Origin of the sequence: Schaalia sp. lx-260 (assembly GCF_021083645.1) — a bacterium.
Lineage (GTDB): Bacteria > Actinomycetota > Actinomycetes > Actinomycetales > Actinomycetaceae > Pauljensenia.
This window is the reverse complement of record NZ_JAJNRQ010000002.1, coordinates 297,574-322,962: the sequence shown is the minus strand read 5'-3', so window position 1 is coordinate 322,962 and position 25,389 is coordinate 297,574. Positions and strand designations below refer to the sequence as shown.

The following is a 25,389-nucleotide window of genomic DNA, read 5'->3' as shown; positions in this document are numbered from 1 at the left end:
GTAGGCCATATCATCGGTACACCTACACCCGCATATACATGTAAAGGATTCGACTTTATGGCTGAGCCAACATATCCTTCATGGCGGAAAATTCCTCGGTAATTTCAGGATGTTCTTTGTACGTCACTTTGCTGACAATCACTGCGATGAGTGTCGCAATAAGAAATGCAGGCAGTAACTCGTAAATATCAGAGTTAATAGCATCCCAAACAAATACGCTGATTGCGCCGCTAAGCATACCGGCTAATGCTCCCCAATTTGTGAGTTTTTTCCAGTACAAACTCAAAAGGGTGATTGGCCCAAAGGATGCGCCAAAACCTGCCCAAGCAAAACTCACAAGCTGAAGAATAGTGCCTGAAGGATTCAATGCAAGGAGTAACGCAACTAAAGCGACAAGAAGCACCGCCAAACGTCCAAGGAGGACCAATTGTTTTTGAGTGGCTTCTTTCTTACGTACTACCCGGTATAGGTCTTCAACAAGGGCTGATGAACATACCACAAGTTGGCTGGCAAATGTGCTCATAATTGCTGCTAAAACAGCGGCGAGAATCAGGCCCGCAATGAAAGGATGCAGCAATAGCTGTGACATACGTAGGATAACGGTTTCTGGATTTGGAAGTTCTTGGTGTACGTGGGAGAAATACGCGATACCAACAAGGCCAGAAAGGATTGCGCAGCCTAAAGAAACTATCATCCAGCTCATACCGATACGGCGCGCGCTCTTGGCTTCAGCTGGGGTACGTAAGGCCATGAAGCGTACGACGATATGTGGTTGTCCGAAATAACCAAGGCCCCACGCTATACCTGAAACGATTGAAAAAGCTACGGCCATGCTAAAACCGTTATATCCGATAAATGAGAGGTTATCGGAAGCAACCGTCCGGATTGTTTCCGTGGCGGCGCCGATTCCGCCGATTGAAATAACTCCCACCACAGGAACAACGCCCAAGGCCACCATCATCATGAGGCCTTGAGCGACATCGGTGAGTGAAGCTCCGAGGAATCCTCCAAAGAATGTGTAGAGCAAGGTAATTGAAACGACAATAAGCATGCCGACGATGTAGTTTCCATTGAAGGAGCTTTCAAAGAAAACACCGGAAGCTACCATGCCAGATGAAATATAGAGCGTGAAGAATACTAAGATAATAATGCTGGAAACAATACGCAGGATATGCGAGGAATCTTTTAGGCGATTTTCAAAGAAGCTAGGAACGGTGATGGAATTTTTGGCTACTTGCGAGTAGGCCCGTAAACGTGGAGCAACAAATTTCCAGTTAAGAAAGGCGCCGATTGTCAGGCCAATGGCGATCCAGGATTCAATAAGTCCCGTGGTATAAATAGCACCTGGCAGTCCCATGATAAGCCACCCTGACATATCTGAGGCACCGGCGGAAAGGGCTGCAACTAGTGGAGGAAGTTGGCGCCCTCCGACCATGTAATCTTCGTGTGTTGATGTTTTCTTGTATGCGACATACCCTAAAAAGAGCATGGCAAGGAGGTAAACTCCTAGGGCTGTATACATCCAGTAGGTATCCATGAGTTCGCCTTTCCTTCCAAACATCGTTGTTTGTTTACATTCATCCTTTTATAGGACTAAAGGCCACTGTAGACGAAAAAACTGTATGTCATACCGAAATGATAGTTTTTCCTGTTCTCATACGTATGTGTGAACATATCTTGACAATATGGGGATTCTTCATGTAAAGAAAGGCGGTGTGATTGTGGATCACACCGCCTTTAATCAGTTGGAATAACTGAAAGTTTTACTCACCAAGGGAAGCAACGCGACGAGCAAGTTTTGACTTGCGGTTCGCTGCTTGGTTCTTATGAATAACACCCTTGGAAACAGCCTTATCGAGCTTACGTGAAGCGACACGAAGCGCTTCAATAGCTGCTTCTTTATCGCCAGCATCGACAGCTTCGCGAGCTTTGCGAACTAAAGTCTTGAGTTCAGACTTTACAGCCTGGTTGCGTTGACGACGCTTTTCATTCGTGCGAATGCGCTTCATCTGAGACTTAATGTTTGCCACAGTTGAATGACTCCTTGTGTTTGTACGTACAGGTCGGTGAGGGCTGTGTCAGAACCGGGACTGGGACGTGGGGACATCCACGAACGGTTCAGACCAGACCCCCTGCCCGACCAGGCCGGGAGTCCAATCGGTAATTCTAACAGTAAGAAGCAATACTTCCAATCTTTACATGAGTAAATAGGGGTGAATGAGGTCACCTCTGAATATCCCTGCTTTTTACGAATGCGATCACATATATGTACAGCTATTCACATGTGATATCGCCCCTATCGGTTTTATCCACAGATTTCCTTTATTGAGAGCGAAAGAATAATGATTTTGAGAAGGTGTAGGCAAGAAACACATAGTGCGTATCACTCATGCATGGAGGAAGAAAAAGATGCCAGTTTTATATCGCACGCTTGACACACATGAATGTGCTTATACCTATGAAAATGAAGGGAAAAATGTCAGACAGGGTATTGACATACACGATCCCGCTTTGGAGCAAGCTTATGCGTATGCTGAGGCGCATCAATATGATGATGCCATAGCAGAAGTTGAAAATTATGTGGCGCGCCATCAAGAAATAGATCCACGAATTCATGTACGCCTGATGAAATTATTAGTTGACTGGTACGCGCAAGATCAACATTTTGCACAGGCTCGTCGCTATGCTGCACAAGCGGCACGTATTGCGCATGAACGTCTGGAACCGCATGATGAACTTGCCTTGATTGCGCGCAATAGTGACCTGTACTGGAAATGTGTATGCGGATATGACGATATTGCGCGTCGTGATTACCCAACCCTGATACGGGACGCAGAAAAATACTTAGGAAACCATCATCCATTGACCTATGCCATACGTAATAACTCGGCTATGCCTTTCAAAATTTGCGGAGACTACGAACAAGCAGCACAAAAATACGCAGAGCTGAAAGAAGAAATGAATGAGGACGCAGAATGTGACGGAAGCCTAAAAACTATGGTCGCCTTTAATGAAGCCGAAGCATATGCATTAAGCGGCCACCCAGAAAAATCCACTGAAATATATCAAGAACTCATCGAAAACATTGATATGAGTAAAGAAAGTAACCGTATATACGCTTTGAGAATCCGTCATGAAATAGCAGCGAATATCTACGACAGTGGGGAAGTTGAAAAAGCAACGCAGATGTGGAACGCGCTACTACATGAGTGTCGTGAAACTTTGGGGGAATATCACCCGTTGACTATGAAACAAAAAATGCTACATATCAGCCTTTTTATAGCGCAAAAAGACTGGGTAGCAGTGAAAAAACTATGTGCAGAAATCTTAGAATCTCCAGAAAATACCTTACCGAGCGGATGGCGTGAAGAAATAGAAATTATTATGAAAACTCCACCTCCAATGGATCTACCACATTAAATGTGCGCGATATGGCATCGTGTCAGTTGGCGCATTACGTATACAAAGTGGGACGATAGAAGTACTGTTCATGTTTTCACGGAGGTCCTCGTTGTCCCCCAAAGCGACATCCACGCAAGCCGCGTCCATTCGTCCTGCGCATACACCGCAGGAGCGTATCCGTAATTTTTGCATCATTGCGCATATCGATCACGGTAAATCAACACTGGCGGATCGAATGCTTCAACTAACGGGTATCGTAGAATCCCGCGATATGCGCGACCAATATCTTGACCGAATGGATATTGAGCGTGAACGAGGAATCACCATTAAATCCCAAGCTGTTCGTATGCCGTGGGCAGTAGGGGAGGACGCATACGCGCTGAACATGATCGATACGCCTGGACATGTGGACTTCACCTATGAAGTTTCGCGTTCACTTGCCGCATGTGAGGGAGCTGTTCTTTTAGTTGACGCAGCACAAGGGATCGAAGCGCAAACACTGGCTAATCTTTACCTCGCAATGGAAAATGACCTTGTTATTATTCCGGTTCTGAACAAAATTGATTTGCCGGGCGCTCAACCTGAAAAATATGCTCACGAAATCGCTCAGCTCATTGGATGCGATGAATCGGAAGTTCTCCAAGTCTCAGGGAAAACAGGACAAGGAGTTGCAGATCTCCTCGATGCGATTGTTGAGTTAGTGCCACCACCATCAGGTGATCCTGAGGCCGCGACACGTGCAATGATCTTCGATTCCGTCTACGACACATATCGTGGAGTCGTTACCTATGTGCGTGTAGTTGATGGGAAACTCACAACTCGTGCTCGTGTACGTATGATGTCAACAGGCGCCACGCACGAACTCCTCGAAATAGGTGTGATTTCGCCGGAACCGCAACCATCAGACGGTATCGGTGCGGGTGAGGTTGGCTATCTCATTACCGGTGTTAAAGATGTGCGCCAATCAAAAGTTGGCGACACTGTCACCAATAATGTGCGTGGTGCTGACACGCCTTTATCAGGATATCAAGATCCTAAACCTATGGTTTTTTCCGGTATTTACCCTGTTGATGGTTCAGATTTCCCAGATCTACGTGACGCACTTGAACGACTCCAACTCAACGATGCTGCGCTCACGTACGAACCTGAATCCTCAGCAGCACTCGGATTCGGCTTCCGATGTGGATTCCTTGGGCTTTTACACCTAGAAATCGTGCGCGAACGACTGGAACGTGAATTCGGCCTTGACCTCATTGCTACGGCCCCGAATGTCGTGTACCACGTCCGAAGCGAAGACGGAACCGAAAGACGTGTTGATAACCCGTCCGAATATCCGGAAGGCAAAATAGCTGAAGTTCGTGAACCCATGGTGAATGCGACTATTTTGACACCAACGGAGTTTACGGGGACCGTAATGGAATTATGTCAAGATCGGCGCGGCATGATGAAAGGGATGGACTACTTAAGTGAAGAACGAGTAGAAATCCACTACGCGCTGCCACTGGCCGAGATAGTTTTTGATTTCTTTGACCAACTCAAATCACGGACACGTGGATACGCTTCCCTGGACTACCAAGAATCAGGAGAACAAGCTGCTGACCTTGTAAAAGTGGATATTTTACTTAATGGTGAAAGAGTCGATGCTTTTAGCGCAATCGTTCACAAAGACGCGGCTTACGCATACGGTCTACGTATGACGAAACGCCTGAAAGAACTCATTCCACGGCAACAATTTGAAATACCTGTTCAAGCTGCAGTGGGTGCTCGCATTATTGCACGTGAAACAATTAAGGCACTGCGTAAAGATATGCTGGCAAAATGCTACGGCGGTGACATCACTCGTAAACGTAAGTTGCTTGAAAAACAAAAAGAAGGCAAGAAACGCATGAAGTCAATTGGGCGTGTAGACGTTCCACAAGAGGCTTTCATTGCTGCCCTCACATCCGATGTACCGACAGGTAAAAAGTGACCGACGAATACCAGCACGCGACACCTCCACAGCTTCCACGCCCGAAAACTCCCCGCACCTCACACGGTGGCGAGGGCGTATTCATGGCACGAACAAAGTCATTCACCAGACGTTCACGAGAGCTACCGGTCACTTTGCAACGCATATGGGAAAGTCATGCTGACCGCTACATTGTGAAAGTTCGTCGCGGCGTAGGTGACACCACTGTTGCTGAAGATTTCCGCATCGACACATCCGATCTTTTTGATCGAAGCGCGCCAATAACATTAGAAATTGGATCCGGTGGTGGCGAACAAGTCATATACGCGGCACAATCCCACCCAGAACGTGATTTCTTATGCTACGAAGTATGGATTCCCGGTATAGCTAAACTAATTGCGGGAGCAGTGCGTGAAGGCCTCACAAATATCCGAATCATTGAAGCTGATGCTCAACAAGCAATACCTGTGATGATAAAAGAAGCCAGCATTGATGAAGTATGGACTTTCTTCCCTGACCCCTGGCGTAAAACTCGTCACCACAAGCGTCGCTTGGTTTCTGCTCAATTCGCTCCGCAGATCGCTCGTATCCTTAAAGATCACGGTGTCTGGAGGCTAGCTACAGACTGGGATGATTACGCGTGGAACATGCGTGATGTCATCGAAAATGACGCGTATTTTCATAATCCTTACGCAGGGTGTCACCCTGATCCTCAAGACCCAGCAGGACCACGCGGTGGCTTTAGCCCACGATGGGAAGGGCGCTTACTTACACATTTTGAACAGAGGGGACAAGTCGCAGGACGTACAGTTCATGACCTCACAGCCGTGCGACTCCCACGTACACAGGAATAGCCAGTGTCTTTGCATCAGCCTGATGGTTCTGTATGGCCAGCAGATGGGCATATACCTCATCATTTAGCTGAAGTACATGCTCAACGACCCCTGAGCATGTACGTACATGTGCCTTTTTGTCAGGTGCGTTGCGGTTACTGTGATTTTAATACGTACACCACGGGTTTTGGGCAAGGCGCAGATATTGCAACATATTCTTCAAGCGTCGTGGCAGAAACTCATTATGCTGCGCAGGTGTTGCAAGAAGCAGGCTTTCCCATCCGCCCAATTCGTACACTTTTTTATGGTGGAGGTACGCCTACCCTCTTATCTTGCGAATCAATAGAGCATATTCTTACAGGAATACGCGATTCTTTCACTTTAGCGATAGATGCAGAAATTACCGTTGAAGCAAATCCAGAAACAGTTGACGAACAATCAATACGCGCTTTAGCCGAAGCGGGAATCACCCGTATTTCTTTCGGTATGCAATCAGCTGTACCGCATGTGTTAAAAACACTGGATCGTACCCACAGGCCTGAACGAGTACCACAGGTTGTGGCATGGGCACGTGACTTTGGCTTAGATGTGTCACTTGACCTGATTTATGGGACTCCCGGTGAAAGCCTTAAAGACTGGGAAGTGAGCCTACAAGCAGTCCTTGAGATGCAGCCCGACCACATAAGCGCCTACGCTCTCGGCATCGAAGAAGGCACAAAAATGGGAGCAGATCTTGCTCGCGGACGTATTTTGCCACCTGATCCCGATAATGAAGCCACAAAGTACGAAATGGCAGATGAAATACTCACCGAGGCTGGATACCGATGGTACGAAATCTCTAATTTTGCTCGAATAAAGTCAGGGGAAGAAAATACAGCTGCTACAGATGCCACACTTTTACGCTATGCCTGTCGCCATAATCTTGCGTACTGGAAAGACTGGGATTGGTGGGGGTTAGGCCCGGGATCTCATTCACATATTGGTCGCTGTCGCTGGTGGAATAGGAAACACCCACGCGCCTACGCACAAATGGTGACGCAGGGAGTCTCACCAGCTGCTGCAGGCGAAATTTTAGATGCTCACACGCGTGAACTTGAGCGTGTCATGCTGGCTGTACGTACAGCACACGGCTTACCAATTCCACCATCAGTATCTGAGCAACGTGTTAAAGAACTTATTGATGAAGGACTAATTGATGAGGACACAGCACATAATGGACGCATACTCCTCACTTTGAGAGGTCGTTTGCTTGCTGACTATGTGACGCATATGCTCGTGTGATTTTCCTTTAGACTTTGCCATATTCATGTGAAAAACCCACTATTTTCCTCATAAATAACGAAAAATCATAAATCCGTGAGCAACACATCGGTACCGTGTAATTTTTCTTTCTCTAAGAGGCTGTAGGCTAAATCCTCGTGATGCCTCCTGCGACATATGATGATCCTTACGGCCCTGACGTATTGGCCTATAACCCGCATCCCCAGCGCCCTCGCTCACGTGAAGTACCTGTAGAACTCGGCATGGTATTAGAAGATGTGTCAACAGGATGGGTGGGTGCAGTTGTTCATGTAGAAAAATCTGGTGGTATGCAGGTTATCGTCTTAGAAGACCGACGAGGTCGCAGGCGGACATTTCCTCTAGGTGGAGGATTTTGGCTGGAAGGTGAACCAATCATTGCCCTCCCGCCCCTCAAAACTTCCAGTATGAAAGCTCCTCAAGCCCGCGCAATGACAACGCCTCTTGGACGTCGACTCACCAATTCAGGTTCCATTGCAGCAGAACGTAACGTGCCGCGTGTAGCACGCGCCTCACGTTTATGGGTCGAAGGTAAACATGACGCGGAGCTTATTCAACATGTGTGGGGTGACGATCTCGCAGATGTTGGGGTGGCCGTGCAGATGTTAGAAGGTGTGGATCATCTTGGAGAAATACTTGATGACTTTGCTCCTGATGAATACCGTCGCGCGGGGGTTTTGGTGGACCATATGGTTCACGGGTCAAAAGAATGGCGCATAGCACAAGAAGCGAACAAACGTTGGGGATCATCAATTCTTATTGTCGGTCATCCTTTTATTGACATTTGGCAGGCAGTAAAACCTGCTCGCCTGGGTTTAACGCATTGGCCTGATATTCCACGCGGTGAAGATATTAAAACGGGCACACTGCGATATCTTGGGTGGCCGCATGACACTCAAGCAGATATTGCTCGCGCTTGGCGAAAAATATTAGGAACTGTGAATTCCTATAAGGATCTTGAACCAGAATTACTGGGACGTGTGGAAGAACTCATTGACTTTGTGACTGCTCCTGGCACGCACTAATCGTCCGGCAAGAGTAGGCTTAGCACTCAGAAGGAATGAGTGCCAAGACCGCTATCGTCGGGGAGGTGACCAATGAATGAAGAACGTCGTCTAGATGTCCTACGAGCAATCGTTTCAGAGTACGTTCATACTCGTGAACCTGTGGGATCTAAAGTTATTGCCGCCGCACACGATTTAGGTGTGTCCTCAGCAACGATACGTAATGATATGGCTGCCCTTGAAGAAGCAGGTTTGATTTACCAGCCTCACACAAGTGCAGGGCGAGTTCCTACAGATAAGGGATACCGTCTTTTTGTTGATCGCTTAACAACAATTAAACCTATGAGCACACCAGAACGTCGTGCTGTTGAAGCTTTCCTTGCTCAAAGTGTTGATTTGGATGATGTGGTGAGCCGGACTGTGCGTTTACTGGCCCAAGTGACGCAGCAAGTTGCTGTTATCCAGTATCCGCGTATGCGTATTCATACGGTGCGACGTATAGAAATTGTTGACTTGACTCCGCACAGGCTTCTTGTTGTAGTCATTACCTCTGAGGGACGCGTAGAAGAACGAATCATTGAAACTTCTCAGCAAGTTAGTGTTGATGAGATTGCTCGCCTACGCATATGGATAAATGAAGTATGCGAAGGATTATCACGAGAAGATGTACGTGAACATATGCATATACTTCCTGAAAGTAATGATTATGCTGACACTTCATTGATATCTGATGTGATGAAAGCTGTTGCTGAAATGCTGCATCCGGGAGCTGATTCACGGATTGTCATGGCAGGAATGGCAAATCTGACACGTTCAGGAGTAGATTTTCGGGATATTTCTCCAGTCCTTGATGCTCTTGAAGAACAGGTTGCTTTATTACGCCTCTTTGATGAACTTACTCCGGAAGACGAGGTACATGTCACGATCGGCTCAGAAAATCAGCATGATGGGCTAACAGAAGCCTCTATCGTGACAGGAACATACGGTGGAGCTGATGGGCCGATGGCGCACCTAGGTGTTGTCGGTCCGACACGCATGGATTACGCCAGAACAATGTCCTCTGTCCGAGCAGTTGCAGCGTATTTATCGCGTTACTTGACCCACTGAACATGACGGGTAAGCGACCTTCAAACGTAATCTTGTGAAGAAACGAAATATAAGGAAATAAGCAAGTGAACGACTACTACCAGATTCTCGGTGTATCGCGTGATGCTACAGAAACAGAAATCAAAAAAGCCTATCGTAAAAAGGCGCGTGAATTACACCCTGACTACGGAGGCGACGAAGAAGCATTCAAGGAATTATCTGTAGCTTATGAAACGCTTTCAGATGCCAATAAGCGCCAAATGTATGACTTAGGTGGGCCTGAAGCTGTGCGTGGTGGCGGAACTGGTCCAATGGGACCGGATATGTTTGGTGGCTTTGGTGACATCCTTGGCGCTATGTTTTCAGGAGGCTTTGGGGCCGGTAGCGCCGCTCCAGCGCCGCGCGCTCGGCGAGGGCAAGATCAGCTTGTTGGCGTAGAAGTTACCCTTGAGGAAGCCACTTTTGGGGTTTCGCAGCAAATTCGTGTGAATACGTACGTATTGTGTGAAACCTGTCAAGGGAGTATGTGTGCGGTAGGTACGCATCCGGTGACGTGTTCTCAATGCCACGGCACAGGCATGCAGGTGCGTATGCAACAAATGTTTGGTGCAACTATGCGCACACAGGTTCCATGCGGTATGTGCCGAGGACATGGCGACATTATTTCTTCCCCTTGTTCGGAATGTTCAGGTACTGGTCGTATGCGTTCGGCTCGAACGCTGTCTGTTGAAATTCCAGCAGGTATCGAAGAAGGGACACGTATTCGCCTATCAGGTGAAGGTGAAGTAGGTGTAGGTGGTGGACCTGCAGGTGATATTTACTTGGAGATTCACGAAAAGAAGCATCCAGTATTTACTCGTCACGGTAATGACTTACATATGTATGTCACTATTCCTATGACAACAGCGGCCTTGGGTTCCACCATCACTGTAGAAACACTTGATGGTCCACGTGAGCTGGAACTTGCGCCAGGAACACAACCTGGGTACGAAGTACGGTTGGATGGTTTAGGTGTTGGCCGTTTGCAACGCCCGGGGCGAGGACATCTGTATGCCCATATTGGTGTGGAAATCCCTCGTGAATTGGATGAGCGTTCACGTGAATTACTTGAACAGCTTGCAGAGCATCGTGGTGAGGAACGTGTGCATACTCAGCGTCAAGAACCGGGGGTTTTTGAGCGTCTACGTGAAAAATTCATGGGGAACAATTAAAGAAAGCAGTGTGATCGCACTATGACACGACAGGTTTTCTTTGCTGATGACCTGCACCCACATGCACAGGAGCCTCGTGCAGGTGATCGCGCTATTTTAACGGGAGATGAAGCTCACCATGCTTCGGTGAAACGTATTGAAAATGGTGAGCTGATTGATCTCGTGGATGGGTATGGTAAACGCCTGATCTGTGAAGTTCACTCGGTGACAAAAAAAGCTCTTGAAGTAACTGTGCGTGACGTGATTGATGAGGAAGCCGCAATGCCACGACTTACTTTAGTGCAGGCTTTAGCTAAAGGTGGGCGTGATGAACAAGCAGTTGAAACAGCGACAGAAGTAGGCGTGGATTGTATCCTACCGTGGCAAGCAAACCGTTCTATTGTTCGTTGGACAGGGCCAAAAAGCACGAAAGGCCAAGCGAAATGGTGCTCGGTAGCACGCACTGCCGCTAAGCAGTCACGTCGAGCATGGGTTCCTTCTGTGACGCATGTGTATGATTCACGTGCCCTTGTCGAATGGGTGCGCTTGCTTGCAGAAGGTGGGGGAGTGGTATTGCTATGTCATGAAGAAGCGAGTGATACCGCGGTGGCTTTGTTGAATGACAAAGGAAAAGAGTGGGCCTCGTGTCCTGAAATTGCTGTGATTGTAGGTCCTGAAGGAGGGATCGATTCTGACGAAGTAGCTTCCCTATGCGCGGCAGGGGCTTTTCCCGTACTGCTTGGCCCTCATGTGTTACGTGCATCCACGGCGGGTCCGGTAGCTCTGGCATTGGTGAGTGCTGCTATTGGGCGGTGGTCATAAAATTGCTTGACGTTAAGAAAGAAAAATAACAATCCTACATATACTCTTTCAATTTGATCTGAGCATATATTCGCTACACCGCTATCTGTATAGGACAATGTAAAAAGGTATTACACACGTGATTCCTTGATACCTCACTTATTAGGAGAATGACATACAGCATATGAGCGACCCACTCATACCCCAGCCTCATACGGACAATACCGTTACTCGTCGTGCCGTCATACCTCCTGATATTGACCCACTCAGCATCCTTGGTACATCTGACCAAGTGCTTCGTGCGTTAGAAAAAGGGTACCCGCGAATCAGATTTCTTGTTATCGGACATGAAATCACCTTGACAGGACCCACCAGTGATGTTGAATCGGCAGCTCAACTGGTTATTGAACTTATCCAAGCAGCCCGCCGCGGCGATCCTTTAGATGCGCATACTGTAGGGCAAGCGCTGCGTATGCTTTCTGCTGCAACACTTGCCGCCACACCTACAGATGAAATTCTGTCAGTTAAAGGACGCTCCATACGCCCCAAATCAGAAGGACAAAAAGCCTACGTTGACGCAATAGAGCGCGCCACCGTCGTATTTGGAATAGGTCCCGCAGGCACCGGTAAAACATACCTTGCTATGGCTCAAGCTGTCCGGCGGCTCTTATCAGGGCAAGTCCGTCGAATCGTCCTTACGCGCCCAGCAGTGGAAGCGGGAGAAAATCTTGGATTTTTACCGGGGACACTGACAGAAAAAATCGACCCCTACCTGCGTCCTTTGTACGATGCGTTAAAAGACATGCTGGACTCGGACACATTGCCTAAACTCATGGCTGCAGGAACCATTGAAGTTGCGCCACTAGCATATATGCGTGGCCGAACCCTCAACGATTCCTTCATTATTTTAGATGAAGCGCAAAATACGACAGCTTCGCAAATGAAAATGTTTCTTACACGTTTAGGTTTCAACTCTCAAGTAGTTGTCACCGGCGACGTATCACAAATCGACCTTCCAGGAAGCAGCCAGTCAGGACTCCTGATGGTCGAGAAAATCCTCGATCATATTGAGGGCGTAGAGTTTTGCCACCTCACCAGCGCGGATGTTGTTCGCCATGAACTTGTCGGACATATTATCGACGCATATGAACGTTGGGACCAGCGTCAAGACCTCCTGCGGCGTACGCGCACACTCGATGCGCCCACTCGTCAACGCTTCAGGTCTTATCAAAAGAAAGGACACTGAAGATGACTGAAGTCATTAACGAAACAACCTACGACATTGATTGTCATGAATTTGTGCTCCTTGCTGACCATGTCTTAACAGCAATGCACGTATCCACTGCGGTTGAACTCAATATTGTTTTCATTGAACCTCAACCAATGGAAGAACTACATGTCCGCTGGCTTGACTTGCCTGGTCCTACAGATGTGATGAGTTTCCCTATGGACGAATTACAGCCGGGTACACCTGAAAAATTAACCCCTGCAGGAACCCTTGGTGATATTTGCATCTGTCCGCATGTGGCCGAAAAGCAAGCAGCAGAAGCAGGGCATAGTATCGCAGAGGAAATGCTCATGCTGGCCACACATGGGATGCTTCACCTGCTGGGATACGATCATGCTGAAGAAGCAGAACGTGAAGAAATGTTTACGCTTCAACGTAAACTTCTGCTGACATTCCTTGCCACACGATAAGAGCGTCCGGTGTCATATTCTTCTTCGCTGCCCGTAGCGGCCCTCCTCTGTGTAGCTTTCGTTGCTTTAGTGATGGCGCTCTTTCTTTCTGCCATGGAAACGGGTCTTGCGCACCTGTCACGAGCAAGCGTTGATGATTTAATCCACGACGAACGTCGACATGCCTCCATATTGAAAAAACTTGTCGAACAACGTAGCCGTACGGACCTTACTTTGCGAGGTTTACGCACGTTCTGGCAGGTTGTCCTCGCTGTTTCGTTGACTGTGGTTTTCGCTCATACGCAACTGCCTTGGTGGGCCAGTGCCTGCATTGCTTTGATCGTGTGTTCAATCCTCCAATTTATGGCTGTAACGTTGATCGCAACCCGTATAGCAGGACGGCAACCCGATAGTATCGCCCTCATCGGAGCGCGCTGGACATACCGTATGCTTCAGATATCGCATATTTTTGACCCCATTATTCACGTAATGCGCGGATACTTCCCGCAATCTAGCCGTACAGAAGCTGAAGTCCGTGCAGAAATGGCTGAAGACTTACGTGAAATGGTCGATCAAGTAGGCGAAACAGAAATGCTTGAAGACAAGGATCGCCAAATGCTGCGGTCCATATTTGAACTGGGACACACTCTTGTGCGTGAAGTTATGGTTCCACGTACAGATATGGTGACAATTGATGCTCAGGAAAGTGCTCGTAAGGCACTTCATCTTTTCGTGCGTTCAGGATTTTCTCGGATCCCCGTTATTGGACATGATGTTGATGATGTGCGTGGAATCCTGTACTTCAAAGACCTTGTGATGCGTATGGAAGCTCACGGTGGTGAAACAAATCTTGTTGCGGAACAGATGATGCGTCCAGCCGAATTCACCATTGAAACTAAACCTGCCGATGATCTCCTGCGTCATATGCAGACAGAACACTGTCACCTCGCTCTTGTCGTCGATGAATACGGAGGAATTTCAGGTCTGGTCACTCTTGAAGACCTCATCGAAGAAGTAGTGGGTGAATTGACTGATGAACACGACCGAAAAGTGCGTGAACCGGAACAACTACCGGATGGCTCATGGCGTGTATCCTCACGATACGGAATCTGGGAAGTTGGAGAACTTCTCGGAATTGAAGTAGAAGATGAAGATGTTGATTCCATCGGGGGGCTTCTTGCAAAAGCAATCGGTAAAGTACCCTTACCAGGAGCAGTGGGAGATCTTGCAGGAGTTCACATGCTTGCAGAAGAAGCACGTGGACGTCGCCGACAAGTAGATACTATTGTGTGTTCCTTATCTGCCCTCAATACCAGTACACATGCCCCTCAGGAGGATTGATTACATGTATTTCCCAAGTGATGATGAACTCATGGCGGGTCCAAATGCTTTCGACGAAATAGAAAGCGAGGGCATAGACAGTAGTGACTACGATGGCGAATCTGAAAATGTATCCAATAACGAAAGAGCCTATGTCACAGGATTTGAGGCGGATACTCATAGTGGCGATGGAAATGAGTGGGTCTTAGACGAAGAACACGAACGTATCCGAGCGGAAGAACACCTTGCTGGTCTGCGTGAACTTAAAAAAGAAACCCAAACATCTGGGCTGCTCAACGGTGATTTTCCTGAGGATTTCCGTGCAGGTTTCGTATCCATCGTTGGACGTCCTAATGTAGGGAAATCAACGTTAACGAATGCTCTTGTGGGGCAAAAAGTCGCTATCACATCGGGGCGACCTGAAACTACTCGACATAACATTCGAGGCATTGTTCACCGGCCGCATGCGCAACTAGTCCTTGTGGATACACCGGGATATCATCGGCCACGTACCCTGTTAGGTAAACGACTCAACGACATGGTACGTGAAGCATTAGCTGAAGTTGATTGCGTTGTATTCTGCATGCCTGCAAATCAAAAAATTGGGCCAGGCGACCAGTTTATTGCTCGTGAGCTTCGTGATATTCACCGTCCTGTGATCGCAGTAGCAACCAAATGTGACACAGTGCCACGTCAGCGTGTGATGAAACATCTGATGAGTATTGAAAGGCTTGGTGATTGGGCAGCCATTGTCCCTGTTTCTTCACATGAAGGCCGAGGCATTGACATCCTCATGGATGTTTTAACGAAGCACGTGCCACAATCTCCTCCGCTGTATCCACTGGACGGTGTAACTGATGAATCTCGTGACACCTTGATAGCGGAATTTATTCGTGAAGCTGCTCTTGAAGGTGTTCACGATGAACTTCCGCATTCCCTTGCTGTTCAAGTGGAAGAAATTATTGAACGCCCTGCACGTCCAGGCGATACGCGTCCACCTCTGCTTGATATACATGTGAATGTGTATGTCGAACGCGACTCGCAAAAAGCCATCATCATTGGTCGTAAAGGGGCCAGGCTGAAACATATAGGTACGCAAGCGCGAACTCATATTGAAGAGCTGCTGGGGCGACGTGTTTATTTAGATTTACACGTGCGCACAGCAAAAGACTGGCAATCTGACCCAAAGATGTTAGGACGTTTAGGTTTCTGAAAGGATTCTCCCCGACATCTGAACGTGTTGAAAAGTACATATCGTCGCAGAAAGCATGCTTATCTTAATGTGACTTGTCCTTTATGGAGTGGCGATCCCGTATTCCCTTGGGAGTAGCGAGTCCGGCCCCCATAACATGGTTCCCGTAGTTAGGCGACCCCGTGTTCCCTTGGGAGTGGTGACTATCACCGTGAATCTCAGTGGCACGGATGGTGTTCTTCCCGTCTCATCCCAGGAACAGCGTCCACAATGTGTGCGAAAAAATACGCAAAATAGACTCCTCAGTTAGGGTGTTTACTATGCGTCAGATGCTGCTGCTTCTATGCCGCGCCGGGGCCTGAAAGGGTCGGAACCCCGTCGCGGCTATATGCCTATCCGGCTCACGCCATAAATCTCACCACATATGACGTATGAGGAAAATTTCTTGGAGAAACCCATGAAAACTACCGCTTCTGTTCCCACACCATCAACATCAGGTATGCCTGTGAGTAAATACAGGGCTTTTTTAGACACAAATCCCATTGATCTGCCAGATCGCATGTGGCCTTCACAACGCATTAATGCCGCACCACGGTGGATGTCAACAGATCTACGTGATGGCAACCAAGCCCTCATTGAGCCAATGGATCCTGCGCGTAAACGACGTATGTTCGAGTTGCTCATACGCCTCGGTTACAAAGAAATCGAAATAGGATTCCCAGCGGCTTCACAAACAGATTTTGATTTTGTGCGTTCTCTTGTTGATGACAATATTGTTCCTGAAGACGTTACCCTTTCTGTTCTGACCCAGTCACGACCTGAAATTATTGAACGTACTATTGACGCGCTTGTGGGTTTGCCGCGCGCAACCGTGCATTTGTATAACGCGACTTCGCCTCTTTTCCGTGAACTTGTATTTAGAAATAACAAAGAACAAACTGTTGAATTAGCAGTGAATGGAACACGTGAAGTTATTGCTCGTGCAGAAAAAGTTCTGGGCGATGAAACGATATGCGGTTTCGAATATTCACCTGAAATTTTTGTTGATACTGAACCGGATTTTGCTTTAGAGATTTGCGAAGCAGTAATGGATGTATGGCAACCGGATTCTGACCGTGAAATCATCCTGAATTTACCTTCCACGGTTGAACGAGCTACACCTAATGTGTATGCAGACCAAATTGAATTTATGAGTCGAAATCTGTCGCGTCGTGAATACATTGCGCTTTCTGTGCACCCACATAATGATCGGGGTACGGGAGTAGCAGCCGCTGAGCTTGCCTTGCTTGCGGGAGCTGACAGGATTGAAGGTTGCCTGTTAGGACAAGGCGAGCGCACAGGAAATGTAGACCTTGTAACGTTGGGATTGAATCTATTTAGTCAAGGAATCGACCCTGGTATTGATTTTTCTGATGTGGATGAAATTCGACGCACAGTTGAATATTGCACTTCGATGACTACGCCGATGCGTGCCCCTTATGTTGGTGATCTGGTGTACACAAGTTTCTCAGGCTCACATCAAGATGCTATTAAGAAAGGCTTCCAAGCGCGTAAAGCTCAAGTCGCTGCGGCCGGAGGTAAAGAAGAAGCGGTTGTGTGGGAGCTCCCGTACTTACCGATTGACCCTCATGACGTGGGTCGCAGTTATGAAGCTGTGGTTCGTGTAAATTCGCAGTCAGGCAAGGGAGGGGTTTCCTACCTGATGTCCACATCACACAATTTAGAGTTGCCTCGCCGCTTGCAAGTTGAATTTTCACGGATCGTACAGCGTCATACTGACACCTATGGCGGAGAAATCGACGCGGCAACCTTGTGGGATATTTTTGCTGATGAGTATTTACCGACCTCCTCAGCCCACGGATTGACACCTTGGGGTCGTTTTGAATTAGGGTCGTCACGGGTTTCTTCTTCTGATGATGACAGGGTAGAGCTTCATACGGTTGTGCGTGATAACGGGAATGAGATTCAACTGGAAGCGGTTGGAAATGGTCCTATTGACGCATTTGTTCAAGCGATGCATAGTTTTGATATTGATGTGCGTATTTTGGATTATGCCGAACACGCAATGAGTCAGGGACGTGACGCGAAAGCAGCTTCTTATGTCGAAGCAGCGATTGATGGGCGAATTGTATGGGGGGTAGGTATTGATCCTTCCATCACGCGAGCCACATATCAGGCTGTGATCTCGGCTGTGAACCGTGCTTTGCGTTAGGCAGTGAACTAGTGAACTGACGGGAGCGATGAACTGTTGCCAAAGTGAGCGGGTGGCGTGGATTCAGCAAGAATTGCGCCACCCGTATCGCATATTCATGGTCTGGGTCTTTTGTGACCTATAGCCTCTGGTTCGACAATATTGGGACCGTTGTCCTGAAAATTGTATTTTCTGCAACAGTTATGAAAAGTAGTGGTAACTACAGTGTGTAAAAGCCCCGTTATTTTTGCGGCATACCAGTAGAATTTTTGGCTAAAACACAGGGCAAATCATGTGGCCGGCATGTTCGTTAGGGAGTAAAAATATGTTTCTGTATGCGCCTATTCCTTGGTATTCGTGGTTGGCTTGGGTGGAGTCATTACAGCGCTCGTTATATTGAATGAAATCAGTAGGCGCTCACGTATTGCAGCGTGGCTTTGTTTTATTGTTTTACCAGTTGCTCTGACAATCTTTGTGTGGCCAACTACTGCGGGCCCTGGATCTTCTACCGGTACGTGGTTTCACTGGGTCAAAGTGTATTCAGCATTAGCAGGTTGTCTTGGCTTTATGGCTTTACGATATTGGCCTCGTTTGTCAAAAAATAAATGGGCACTCCTATTCCCACCGGCAATCTTAGCTATTAATATTTTTGAGGCATGTTTACGTGACTTCCAAGTTGGTGCAATGAATGCCGATGGTATGGTTGATGGTGTGTACATGCTTTCAGGCGCATGGAACTGGATGAATGGTGTGGCTGGTTTACTGAATCTGCTGACAATTTGCGGATGGGCAGGCATCATTATTTCGCGTGATAAATCAAAAGACATGGTCTGGCCAGATATGCTGTGGTTCTGGATTATCGCCTATGATCTATGGAATTTCGCATACGTTTACAACTGTGTGGGGGATCATTCTTTCTACGCTGGCGCGGCATTACTGATTTCTTGCACAATTCCTGCTTTCTTTGTGAAAAAGGGTGTGTGGTTGCAACATCGTGCTCACACTCTTGCCTTCTGGATGATGTTCACTATGGCTGTCCCTACTTTCGTCACCTCCTCACAATTCGCAGTTGATTCTTCTCATAATCCAGCAGCTTTATTCACTGTATCTGCTGTTGCTTTAGCAGCGAATATTGCTGTTGTTATCTACCAGATTTACACGGTAGTGAAACGCCGTAAGAATCCGTTGCACGATGAGTTGTACGCGCATTTAGCCCAGTACCGTGAAGTACGTGAAGCAAATATGCCGTTAGTCTGATTCTGATGGTGATAGCAGAAGGCGTGTGCCACTATCCCCACAGTCGTTTTGAGTGAAAGTATTCCTTATTTCAAGAATAAAAGAGGCGTAAAAACGACTCTGGGGTAAAAAGGGGAGGATACTTATACAGAACCATTGCCAACAAAATGGGACAATAAGAAAGTGATGAGGACTTACCGTGATGAAGCTATTGTGCTACGCACTCATAAATTAGGTGAGGCAGATCGGATCATCACGTTACTTACTCGTGATAACGCCCAGATTCGAGCTGTGGCTAAAGGGATACGGCGAACCTCTAGTCGCTTTGGTGCTCGATTAGAACCCTTCAGCGTTGTTGATGTGCAACTCCACAAAGGCCGTACACTTGATACGGTCATTCAAGTAGAAACAATTGCTTCCTACGGTGAACTTTTAGCAGCTGATTATGAACTGTATGCTTCAGCTCATGTACTTGTTGAAACTGCTGAGCGCCTCACAAGTGACGGTGAAGAACGCACTCATAATCAGTATTTATTACTTTTAGGAGCGCTTCATTCTTTAGCTTACCGCCGTCACCATCCCAGATTAATTGTGACATCCTATATGTTACGTGCTTTAGCGATTGCAGGATGGGCACCATCATGCTTTGACTGCGCAATGTGTGGCGCTGCAGGTCCTCATAAGTCTTTTTCGATTCCTGAGGGCGGAGCTGTATGTGATGATTGTCGTCCCGCAGGGGCTTTAGCACCATCAGTAGATGCCATGCTTCTTTTAGGGGATTTACTGTCAGGTGACTGGGAATCCGTGAAAAAAGCTAAAAAATATGCCTATACGGAAGCTTCTGCTCTGGTGTCTGCTTATATGCAATGGCATGTGGAACGTCGCCTGCAATCATTGAAATTCTTGGAAAGCAGCCGTATGACTCCATGAAATTCTAAAAATATAATGAATAGGTGAAAGAAAAGATTTACTGTTGTAAAGAATACATGTAGGGATCAGCAGTAAAAAGAGAATATGCTCTGTTTTAGTCTCTGCGCGTATGGGAGAAAAGATGAAACTTACACCTTATGAACGTGCTCCGAAAGATCCTTATGCCTCTTTATGCGGGCCTGGGCAATGGTCCAAAAATCCTCCTGTCTTGCCAAGTAGCGAAATCCCACAGCATATTGCCATAGTGATGGATGGTAATGGACGTTGGGCAAATGAGCGAGGTCTTGTGCGCACAGAAGGGCATAAAGCTGGCGAATACGCCTTGATGGATACGATTGCAGGGGCCATTGACATAGGAGTGCGTTATCTGTCGGTTTACACATTTTCCACCGAGAACTGGAAACGATCCCCGGCAGAGATTCGTTTTATCATGAGCTATGCAAGCGATGTATTGGAGCGACGTACTCCGCAATTAAATGAGTGGGGAGTACGGGTTCGCTGGTCGGGTCGCCATCCGCGTTTGTGGAAATCTGTGGTGAAGGCACTACAGAAAGCTGAAAGAGAAACACAGCAGAATACAACCCTTGATCTAGTTATGTGTGTGAATTATGGAGGTCGGGCAGAGATCGCTGATACGGCTCGTCGTATCGCGCAGGGTGTAGCAGAAGGTAGGCTTCGTCCAGAAGGGGTTAATGAGCGTACTTTTGCGCGTCATTTGTACTTGCCAGATATTCCTGATGTGGATTTAATGATTCGTAGTTCCGGCGAGCAGCGAGTATCAAATTATTTGCTCTGGCAGTTAGCTTATGCGGAATTAATGTTCGTACCAACTCCGTGGCCGGCTTTTGATCGTGAAGAATTATGGGATTGCGTCCTTGAATATGCGGGCCGTGATCGACGTTTTGGTGCAGCAGTCGATCAGGTAACACTCAGGTAACTAATTGCTTGGTGGAAATTTTTCATGTGTTCTCCCAGTGTTTCACGTATGCGAAACTAGCCGAAAGAAAGAGTATTAACGAGCTGCGTTAAGGTGTATTTTCTTTTGCGCAAGGTCAGATGTCCTCGTTTTAGTGTGAGCGAGAAAGCTCAGCACTTTCACTGTCGCTAGGTGTGATTGGACAGACTGATTCCTTATTTCTACGCAGGCGCGTGTGCCAAATGAGGCCTCCAAAAACTAGAAGCACTGTGGTGATACCTGCCCATCCCCAAGGTGAACCAGCGATTGCTTGAAGAGTGGAAGTCCACAGGGTCAGCAATCCCAGCGAATAAAGGATTGCCCATGCTATGCAACCGGGAATCATAGCTAATGTGTATGTGCGCCAATGTAAACGAACGAGTCCAGCTCCGGCATTAACAGCCGTTTGTACACCTACCGTAAGAAAACATAAAGGAATAACGACAAGTCCCCATTTGTCGAGTATGTGAGCGCCTTTACGTGGAGTAGGTCCATTGAACCAACGAGCGATTGCACCTAAGAAACCAGTACGTTTTTCGGCGGAGATGAAACCGTGTGCAGCCGCCCGTCCAAGCCAATACGTCAATTGGGCGCGGAAAAAAACAACGAAAAAAAGGAAAATAAAAAGAGGGAATCCGGATGAAATCCATGAAAACATCATGTGCCTCCGTTACCTGTCAATGTTATCGAGGGCTGCAATTTGCGCATATCCCAAAGAGATCCATTGAATGTTCAACTTCACTGAATCCATGCGATGCAGCTATTTTTGCTACCCATGTTTCAATGGTGCTTTGGGATATTTCTTCTGCATATCCGCATTTTCGGCAAACTAAGTGATGATGGTGTTCTGAGGTTGCGCAGCGGCGGTAAAGAGCTTCCCCATCAGATGAACGCAGAACATCAACATAATCATCCTCAGCGAGGGCCTGTAAATTACGGTAAACGGTTGCAAGGCCTACACGATAACCTTGAGAATTCAATTGCTCAAAAATTTGCTGCGCACTACGAAATTCTCGTACGCGTTCGAGTTCATCGAGGACTGCTTGGCGTTGTTTCGTCATGCGTTGCATAAGGTGTCCTCACAGTTGAGAAGGAAAAACATATGTCCCTCTGCTTGATTGTATTTGTATAGGAGTATATTTCGTTTACGTGTATTCTCACGAGCATTTTATCGTAAATAAAAACTTTTTTGGATAATCAATCCTCAAAGAAATAGCATGGTAAGTGTAGTCATTTCTTATCAGATTATTTTTCTTTCACAACAGAAAATAGCGAGTATTCTAAATGAAATCTTATAAGAGGTTACTCATGTGTTGATGCTTCACGGCTTCGTGTCAGTGATGTTAAATGTTGACGACGGAAAGAAGTAACAATCCCATGAATAATAAAGCCCACTGCATAAAGCACAATTGCCGCGACAACAATAGTTGCGCCAGGAGATAAATCGACAAAGTAGGTAAAGGTAAGTCCTCCTACCGTCAGACATGTTCCAATAATCATTGCCCATGTCATTGTTGAACGAAATGAAGCTGCCCACAGTTGAGCAATGGCTACTGGAATGACCATAAGAGCCGAAACAAGTAAAGATCCTACTATGCGCATAGCAATAGCAACTGTAAGAGCAGAAAGTATTGCCAAAATCATTGATAAAAATCGGACAGGTAGGCCCGTTGAACGTGCGAATTCTTCATCATTTGTGACTGAATAAAGTGCGGGGGTAATACCAATTCCAATTAAAAGCACAATTCCTGCAAGGAGCGAAACAGAAAAAATATCGTTCCATGAAACCGTGGAAATTGAGCCGAAAAGATATGAATTTAATTGTGCGCTTGTGCCGCCAGCAATACCGATAAGAAGCACGCCGCCAGCAATGCCTCCATAAAAAATCATGGCAAGGGCAACGTCAGCAGAGGCGTGACCTGAATAACGAATAAGTTCAATGGCTACGGCTCCGATAATGGAAATAATGAGGGCGCCAGGTATTGCCCATCTATCAGGGGAAGCTACATGAGCTGTTGCTGCTGCAAGCCAGCCTAATGCGACACCGGTCAGTGATAAGTGGCTGATACCGTCACCGAGCATTGCAAGTCGGCGATGGACAAGGTAAGTGCCGACTACAGGTGCGCACATGCCGATAAGTAATGCAGCAAGCAGTGAACGTTGCATAAGCGGTGAGGACAACATATCAAGAAGTTCAGTGAGCATGGGGATGCGCGTCTCTTTCAACGTAGTACCCGCAGTCGCGGTGTGCAGGATCTGGAAGTTCACTGAGGTGAGGAGGCCCATCGTAGGAGATGCGTCCTGTGGTTATATGAATTTCACGGTCAAGGTGGGGACCGAGTTCTCCCAGCTCATGTAGTACCACTAAAACACTGTGCCCTTTTTCTTTTTCTGAGGCGACAACGTGGGCAAGTTGATTTCGTGATTCTTGGTCGATACCTGCCATTGGTTCATCCATGATGAGGAGGTCAGGTTTTCGTACTAGCGCGCGTGCGATAAGTACACGCTGTTTTTGCCCGCCGGATAGATGAGCGAAAGGTAGATGAGCATACTCAGTGAGGCCCACATGTGTGAGTGCTTCACGAGCGCGTGTCATGTCTTTATGTGTAAGCCACCATTTTGTTCGTGAAAGTAAACCGGAGGCCACTACTTCCAAGCAGGTTGAGGAAATTGCTCCGTGTGCGGAAGAACGTTGTGGGACATAGCCGATACGTTTCCACGGGAAAGTTTTGCTGTGGGTTGCATGTCCAAAGAATAGGATGTCTCCGGTTACAAGAGGTGTGTTTGCCAGTAAAGATCGTATGAGGGTTGATTTTCCTGATCCGTTAGGACCAGTGATTGCGAGGACTTGGCCTTGTGGTAAGTCAAAACTTATATTGTTGATGATGAGGTGTGAATCCCACGCTGCGTGGAGATTGTGTACGGCAAGGGCGGGTGTTTCGCTTGTGGAAACACCCGCCGGAGTATGTGAAGCTGCTGTTACTTGCAACTTAATGCCGTCCTTAAAGCAGCAATATTGTCTTTCATCACTGCTGCGTAATCTTTGTCTGGACTGCTTTGTGATTCGATAGGGTCAAGTACTGCTGTTGTGATTCCAAGGTCTTGAGCTAGAGTTTCCGCTACTTTCGGGTCGATTAGTGCTTCAGTGAAAATTGTGGTGATGCCTTGTTCTTTCACGAGTTCAGCGATTTCTTTAAGCCGTGCAGGTGAGGGAGAAGCATCGGGATCAAGTCCAGATATTCCAACCTGTGTGAGTTTTGTACGTTCAGCGAGGTAGCCAAATGCTGTGTGAGCAGTGACGAAGGTTGTATGTTCACATTGAGCTGTGCCTTGCACGAGTGAAGTAGAAAGATCCTCAAGGTTCTTTTTTAAGGAAGCGGCATTTGAAGTGTAGGTTTGTGCATGTTCAGGGTCTGCTGATGCGAGTGCTTGTCCGATAGCTGTGGCAGCTTGTGCCATACGTGTGGGGTCAAGCCAGAAATGAGGATCAAAATCCATATCGTGATGATGGTGATGATCTGCGTGTTCAGCTTCGTGATCGTGCCCGGATTCATGATCGGCGTCATGGTCATGGTCGGCATCGTGATCGGCTTCTTCAGTTTGAGATGAGAGAAGCTGAACTGCTGAGGACACATCAATCACTGTTTTTGGCGCCTGCATTTCAATGGCTTCATCTACAGCAGGCTGAAAACCTTTCAGATACACAATGGCTTCCGATGAAGCTAATTCATTGGCTTTTGAGGGTGTGATTTCTAAATCATGAGGTTCTGCACCCTCTGGTGTTAATGAAGAAACGATAATGTGGTCGCCACCGATTTTTTCAGTGAGATATTGCAGAGGATAAAAGGAGGTCATCACATGAAGTTTGTTAAGTGATGAACTGCTTTGCTCGGTGGTGGTAGATGGAGCAGTTGAACATGCGGATAGAAGGAAAGCGGCGCATGTAATACCAGAGAGGATGAGTGAAGTTTGTGAAAATGAACGACGCATATTCTCATTTATAAGTTAAATGAGAATCATTGTCAAAAGAGCGGAAGGCGTTTTTTCCGTGTTTTTCTTCATAATTCGCAAAGAAAACATGGCCTATTGACTCGGATAATAGGGGCTCATCTTCAAATTATTCCATTGCAGTTCCCCAGAATATGAACCCGTGCAGGTATTCGTATGCAATTGCAATGTGTGCGCCAGTAAAAATGTCGATATACGTATGCGCATGGACTTTGCCATAGGCTTCACAGTTTTCAGAAGTGTGAGTACATGCTACGAAAGGTAAACTCATCTTGACGTGTGTCGCACCAGCCAGATGCGACACCCCGCATTATAAG

The 25,389-nt window shown here is 47.2% G+C and carries 24 protein-coding genes; 16 read left to right on the top strand and 8 right to left on the bottom strand.

Going from position 1 to position 25,389, the window contains the following annotated elements:
• Window positions 1-55 precede the first annotated feature (55 nt).
• Together putP and rpsT are read right to left on the bottom strand one after the other, a co-directional pair.
• The gene (gene putP / locus LRP57_RS03395; RefSeq protein ID WP_231205119.1) at window positions 56-1,537 is read right to left on the bottom strand and encodes a sodium/proline symporter PutP; all 1,482 of its coding nucleotides are present in this window, start codon (window positions 1,535-1,537) and stop codon (window positions 56-58) included.
• 226 nt (window positions 1,538-1,763) lie between these two features.
• The gene (rpsT, locus tag LRP57_RS03390) at window positions 1,764-2,030 is read right to left on the bottom strand and encodes a 30S ribosomal protein S20 (RefSeq protein ID WP_231205118.1); all 267 of its coding nucleotides are present in this window, start codon (window positions 2,028-2,030) and stop codon (window positions 1,764-1,766) included.
• Window positions 2,031-2,409: 379 nt separating this feature from the next.
• Here rpsT and LRP57_RS03385 point away from each other — a divergent pair, with 379 nt between their 5' ends.
• The 16 genes from LRP57_RS03385 to LRP57_RS03310 all read left to right on the top strand — a co-directional run bounded on the left by LRP57_RS03385 (window position 2,410) and on the right by LRP57_RS03310 (window position 21,046).
• Window positions 2,410-3,420, top strand: coding sequence for a hypothetical protein (locus tag LRP57_RS03385; protein ID WP_231205117.1), 1,011 nt, complete (start codon window positions 2,410-2,412; stop codon window positions 3,418-3,420).
• A 70-nt stretch (window positions 3,421-3,490) separates the two neighbouring features.
• Entirely contained in the window at window positions 3,491-5,371 is a 1,881-nt protein-coding gene (lepA, locus tag LRP57_RS03380; RefSeq protein ID WP_231205116.1) for a translation elongation factor 4, read from the top strand.
• 83 nt (window positions 5,372-5,454) lie between these two features.
• Window positions 5,455-6,204: a tRNA (guanosine(46)-N7)-methyltransferase TrmB gene (gene trmB / locus LRP57_RS03375; protein WP_231205115.1), complete on the top strand. Its 750-nt coding sequence runs from the start codon at window positions 5,455-5,457 to the stop codon at window positions 6,202-6,204.
• Window positions 6,205-6,207: 3 nt separating this feature from the next.
• Entirely contained in the window at window positions 6,208-7,464 is a 1,257-nt protein-coding gene (gene hemW, locus LRP57_RS03370) for a radical SAM family heme chaperone HemW (RefSeq protein WP_231205114.1), read from the top strand.
• 140 nt (window positions 7,465-7,604) lie between these two features.
• Entirely contained in the window at window positions 7,605-8,507 is a 903-nt protein-coding gene (locus LRP57_RS03365; protein ID WP_231205242.1) for a DUF3097 family protein, read from the top strand.
• Window positions 8,508-8,579: 72 nt separating this feature from the next.
• Entirely contained in the window at window positions 8,580-9,593 is a 1,014-nt protein-coding gene (gene hrcA, locus LRP57_RS03360; RefSeq protein WP_231205113.1) for a heat-inducible transcriptional repressor HrcA, read from the top strand.
• A gap of 65 nt (window positions 9,594-9,658) precedes the next feature.
• A complete protein-coding gene (dnaJ, locus tag LRP57_RS03355) occupies window positions 9,659-10,783 on the top strand; it encodes a molecular chaperone DnaJ (RefSeq protein WP_231205112.1) in 1,125 nt (374 codons plus the stop codon).
• 21 nt (window positions 10,784-10,804) lie between these two features.
• Window positions 10,805-11,584: a 16S rRNA (uracil(1498)-N(3))-methyltransferase gene (locus LRP57_RS03350; RefSeq protein ID WP_231205111.1), complete on the top strand. Its 780-nt coding sequence runs from the start codon at window positions 10,805-10,807 to the stop codon at window positions 11,582-11,584.
• Between the two features lie 163 nt (window positions 11,585-11,747).
• Complete coding sequence (locus LRP57_RS03345; RefSeq protein WP_231205110.1) at window positions 11,748-12,809, top strand: PhoH family protein; 1,062 nt, start codon at window positions 11,748-11,750, stop codon at window positions 12,807-12,809.
• 2 nt (window positions 12,810-12,811) lie between these two features.
• Window positions 12,812-13,261: an rRNA maturation RNase YbeY gene (gene ybeY / locus LRP57_RS03340; protein ID WP_231205109.1), complete on the top strand. Its 450-nt coding sequence runs from the start codon at window positions 12,812-12,814 to the stop codon at window positions 13,259-13,261.
• A gap of 9 nt (window positions 13,262-13,270) precedes the next feature.
• Complete coding sequence (locus tag LRP57_RS03335) at window positions 13,271-14,581, top strand: hemolysin family protein (RefSeq protein WP_331274737.1); 1,311 nt, start codon at window positions 13,271-13,273, stop codon at window positions 14,579-14,581.
• A 4-nt stretch (window positions 14,582-14,585) separates the two neighbouring features.
• Window positions 14,586-15,773 carry a GTPase Era gene (era, locus tag LRP57_RS03330; protein ID WP_231205108.1) on the top strand — a complete coding sequence of 396 codons (1,188 nt, stop codon included), beginning with the start codon at window positions 14,586-14,588 and terminating at the stop codon, window positions 15,771-15,773.
• A 436-nt stretch (window positions 15,774-16,209) separates the two neighbouring features.
• The gene (gene leuA / locus LRP57_RS03325; RefSeq protein WP_231205107.1) at window positions 16,210-17,964 is read left to right on the top strand and encodes a 2-isopropylmalate synthase; all 1,755 of its coding nucleotides are present in this window, start codon (window positions 16,210-16,212) and stop codon (window positions 17,962-17,964) included.
• 336 nt (window positions 17,965-18,300) lie between these two features.
• Entirely contained in the window at window positions 18,301-19,200 is a 900-nt protein-coding gene (locus LRP57_RS03320) for a DUF5692 family protein (RefSeq protein WP_231205240.1), read from the top strand.
• A gap of 165 nt (window positions 19,201-19,365) precedes the next feature.
• On the top strand, window positions 19,366-20,109 hold the full coding sequence (gene recO / locus LRP57_RS03315) for a DNA repair protein RecO (RefSeq protein WP_231205239.1): 744 nt from the start codon (window positions 19,366-19,368) through the stop codon (window positions 20,107-20,109).
• Window positions 20,110-20,230: 121 nt separating this feature from the next.
• Complete coding sequence (locus LRP57_RS03310; RefSeq protein ID WP_231205106.1) at window positions 20,231-21,046, top strand: isoprenyl transferase; 816 nt, start codon at window positions 20,231-20,233, stop codon at window positions 21,044-21,046.
• A 130-nt stretch (window positions 21,047-21,176) separates the two neighbouring features.
• On the opposite strand, the gene LRP57_RS03305 is transcribed toward LRP57_RS03310, so the two are convergent.
• From LRP57_RS03305 to LRP57_RS03280, 6 genes are all read right to left on the bottom strand, one after another.
• Window positions 21,177-21,725, bottom strand: coding sequence for a DedA family protein (locus LRP57_RS03305; RefSeq protein ID WP_231205105.1), 549 nt, complete (start codon window positions 21,723-21,725; stop codon window positions 21,177-21,179).
• Between the two features lie 22 nt (window positions 21,726-21,747).
• Window positions 21,748-22,134 carry a Fur family transcriptional regulator gene (locus LRP57_RS03300; protein WP_231205103.1) on the bottom strand — a complete coding sequence of 129 codons (387 nt, stop codon included), beginning with the start codon at window positions 22,132-22,134 and terminating at the stop codon, window positions 21,748-21,750.
• A 232-nt stretch (window positions 22,135-22,366) separates the two neighbouring features.
• On the bottom strand, window positions 22,367-23,269 hold the full coding sequence (locus LRP57_RS03295; RefSeq protein ID WP_231205101.1) for a metal ABC transporter permease: 903 nt from the start codon (window positions 23,267-23,269) through the stop codon (window positions 22,367-22,369).
• On the bottom strand, window positions 23,259-24,053 hold the full coding sequence (locus LRP57_RS03290) for a metal ABC transporter ATP-binding protein (protein ID WP_231205099.1): 795 nt from the start codon (window positions 24,051-24,053) through the stop codon (window positions 23,259-23,261). The genes LRP57_RS03295 and LRP57_RS03290 overlap by 11 nt, the downstream gene beginning before the upstream one ends.
• Window positions 24,044-25,054 carry a metal ABC transporter substrate-binding protein gene (locus tag LRP57_RS03285; RefSeq protein WP_231205096.1) on the bottom strand — a complete coding sequence of 337 codons (1,011 nt, stop codon included), beginning with the start codon at window positions 25,052-25,054 and terminating at the stop codon, window positions 24,044-24,046. The genes LRP57_RS03290 and LRP57_RS03285 overlap by 10 nt, the downstream gene beginning before the upstream one ends.
• 127 nt (window positions 25,055-25,181) lie before the next feature.
• Window positions 25,182-25,343 (bottom strand): hypothetical protein, encoded by a 162-nt coding sequence (locus LRP57_RS03280; protein WP_231205094.1) that lies wholly within the window; start codon window positions 25,341-25,343, stop codon window positions 25,182-25,184.
• Window positions 25,344-25,389 lie beyond the last annotated feature (46 nt).

Coding starts and splice junctions, on each gene's coding strand:
- putP (WP_231205119.1), bottom strand. CDS start 1,537: ATGGATACCTACTGGATGTATACAGCCCTAGGAGTTTACCTCCTTGCC.
- LRP57_RS03385 (WP_231205117.1), top strand. CDS start 2,410: ATGCCAGTTTTATATCGCACGCTTGACACACATGAATGTGCTTATACC.
- lepA (WP_231205116.1), top strand. CDS start 3,491: ATGTTTTCACGGAGGTCCTCGTTGTCCCCCAAAGCGACATCCACGCAA.
- trmB (WP_231205115.1), top strand. CDS start 5,455: ATGGCACGAACAAAGTCATTCACCAGACGTTCACGAGAGCTACCGGTC.
- LRP57_RS03365 (WP_231205242.1), top strand. CDS start 7,605: ATGCCTCCTGCGACATATGATGATCCTTACGGCCCTGACGTATTGGCC.
- hrcA (WP_231205113.1), top strand. CDS start 8,580: ATGAATGAAGAACGTCGTCTAGATGTCCTACGAGCAATCGTTTCAGAG.
- LRP57_RS03350 (WP_231205111.1), top strand. CDS start 10,805: ATGACACGACAGGTTTTCTTTGCTGATGACCTGCACCCACATGCACAG.
- LRP57_RS03345 (WP_231205110.1), top strand. CDS start 11,748: ATGAGCGACCCACTCATACCCCAGCCTCATACGGACAATACCGTTACT.
- ybeY (WP_231205109.1), top strand. CDS start 12,812: ATGACTGAAGTCATTAACGAAACAACCTACGACATTGATTGTCATGAA.
- era (WP_231205108.1), top strand. CDS start 14,586: ATGTATTTCCCAAGTGATGATGAACTCATGGCGGGTCCAAATGCTTTC.
- leuA (WP_231205107.1), top strand. CDS start 16,210: ATGAAAACTACCGCTTCTGTTCCCACACCATCAACATCAGGTATGCCT.
- recO (WP_231205239.1), top strand. CDS start 19,366: ATGAGGACTTACCGTGATGAAGCTATTGTGCTACGCACTCATAAATTA.
- LRP57_RS03310 (WP_231205106.1), top strand. CDS start 20,231: ATGAAACTTACACCTTATGAACGTGCTCCGAAAGATCCTTATGCCTCT.
- LRP57_RS03305 (WP_231205105.1), bottom strand. CDS start 21,725: ATGATGTTTTCATGGATTTCATCCGGATTCCCTCTTTTTATTTTCCTT.
- LRP57_RS03300 (WP_231205103.1), bottom strand. CDS start 22,134: ATGCAACGCATGACGAAACAACGCCAAGCAGTCCTCGATGAACTCGAA.
- LRP57_RS03295 (WP_231205101.1), bottom strand. CDS start 23,269: ATGCTCACTGAACTTCTTGATATGTTGTCCTCACCGCTTATGCAACGT.
- LRP57_RS03285 (WP_231205096.1), bottom strand. CDS start 25,054: ATGCGTCGTTCATTTTCACAAACTTCACTCATCCTCTCTGGTATTACA.
- LRP57_RS03280 (WP_231205094.1), bottom strand. CDS start 25,343: ATGAGTTTACCTTTCGTAGCATGTACTCACACTTCTGAAAACTGTGAA.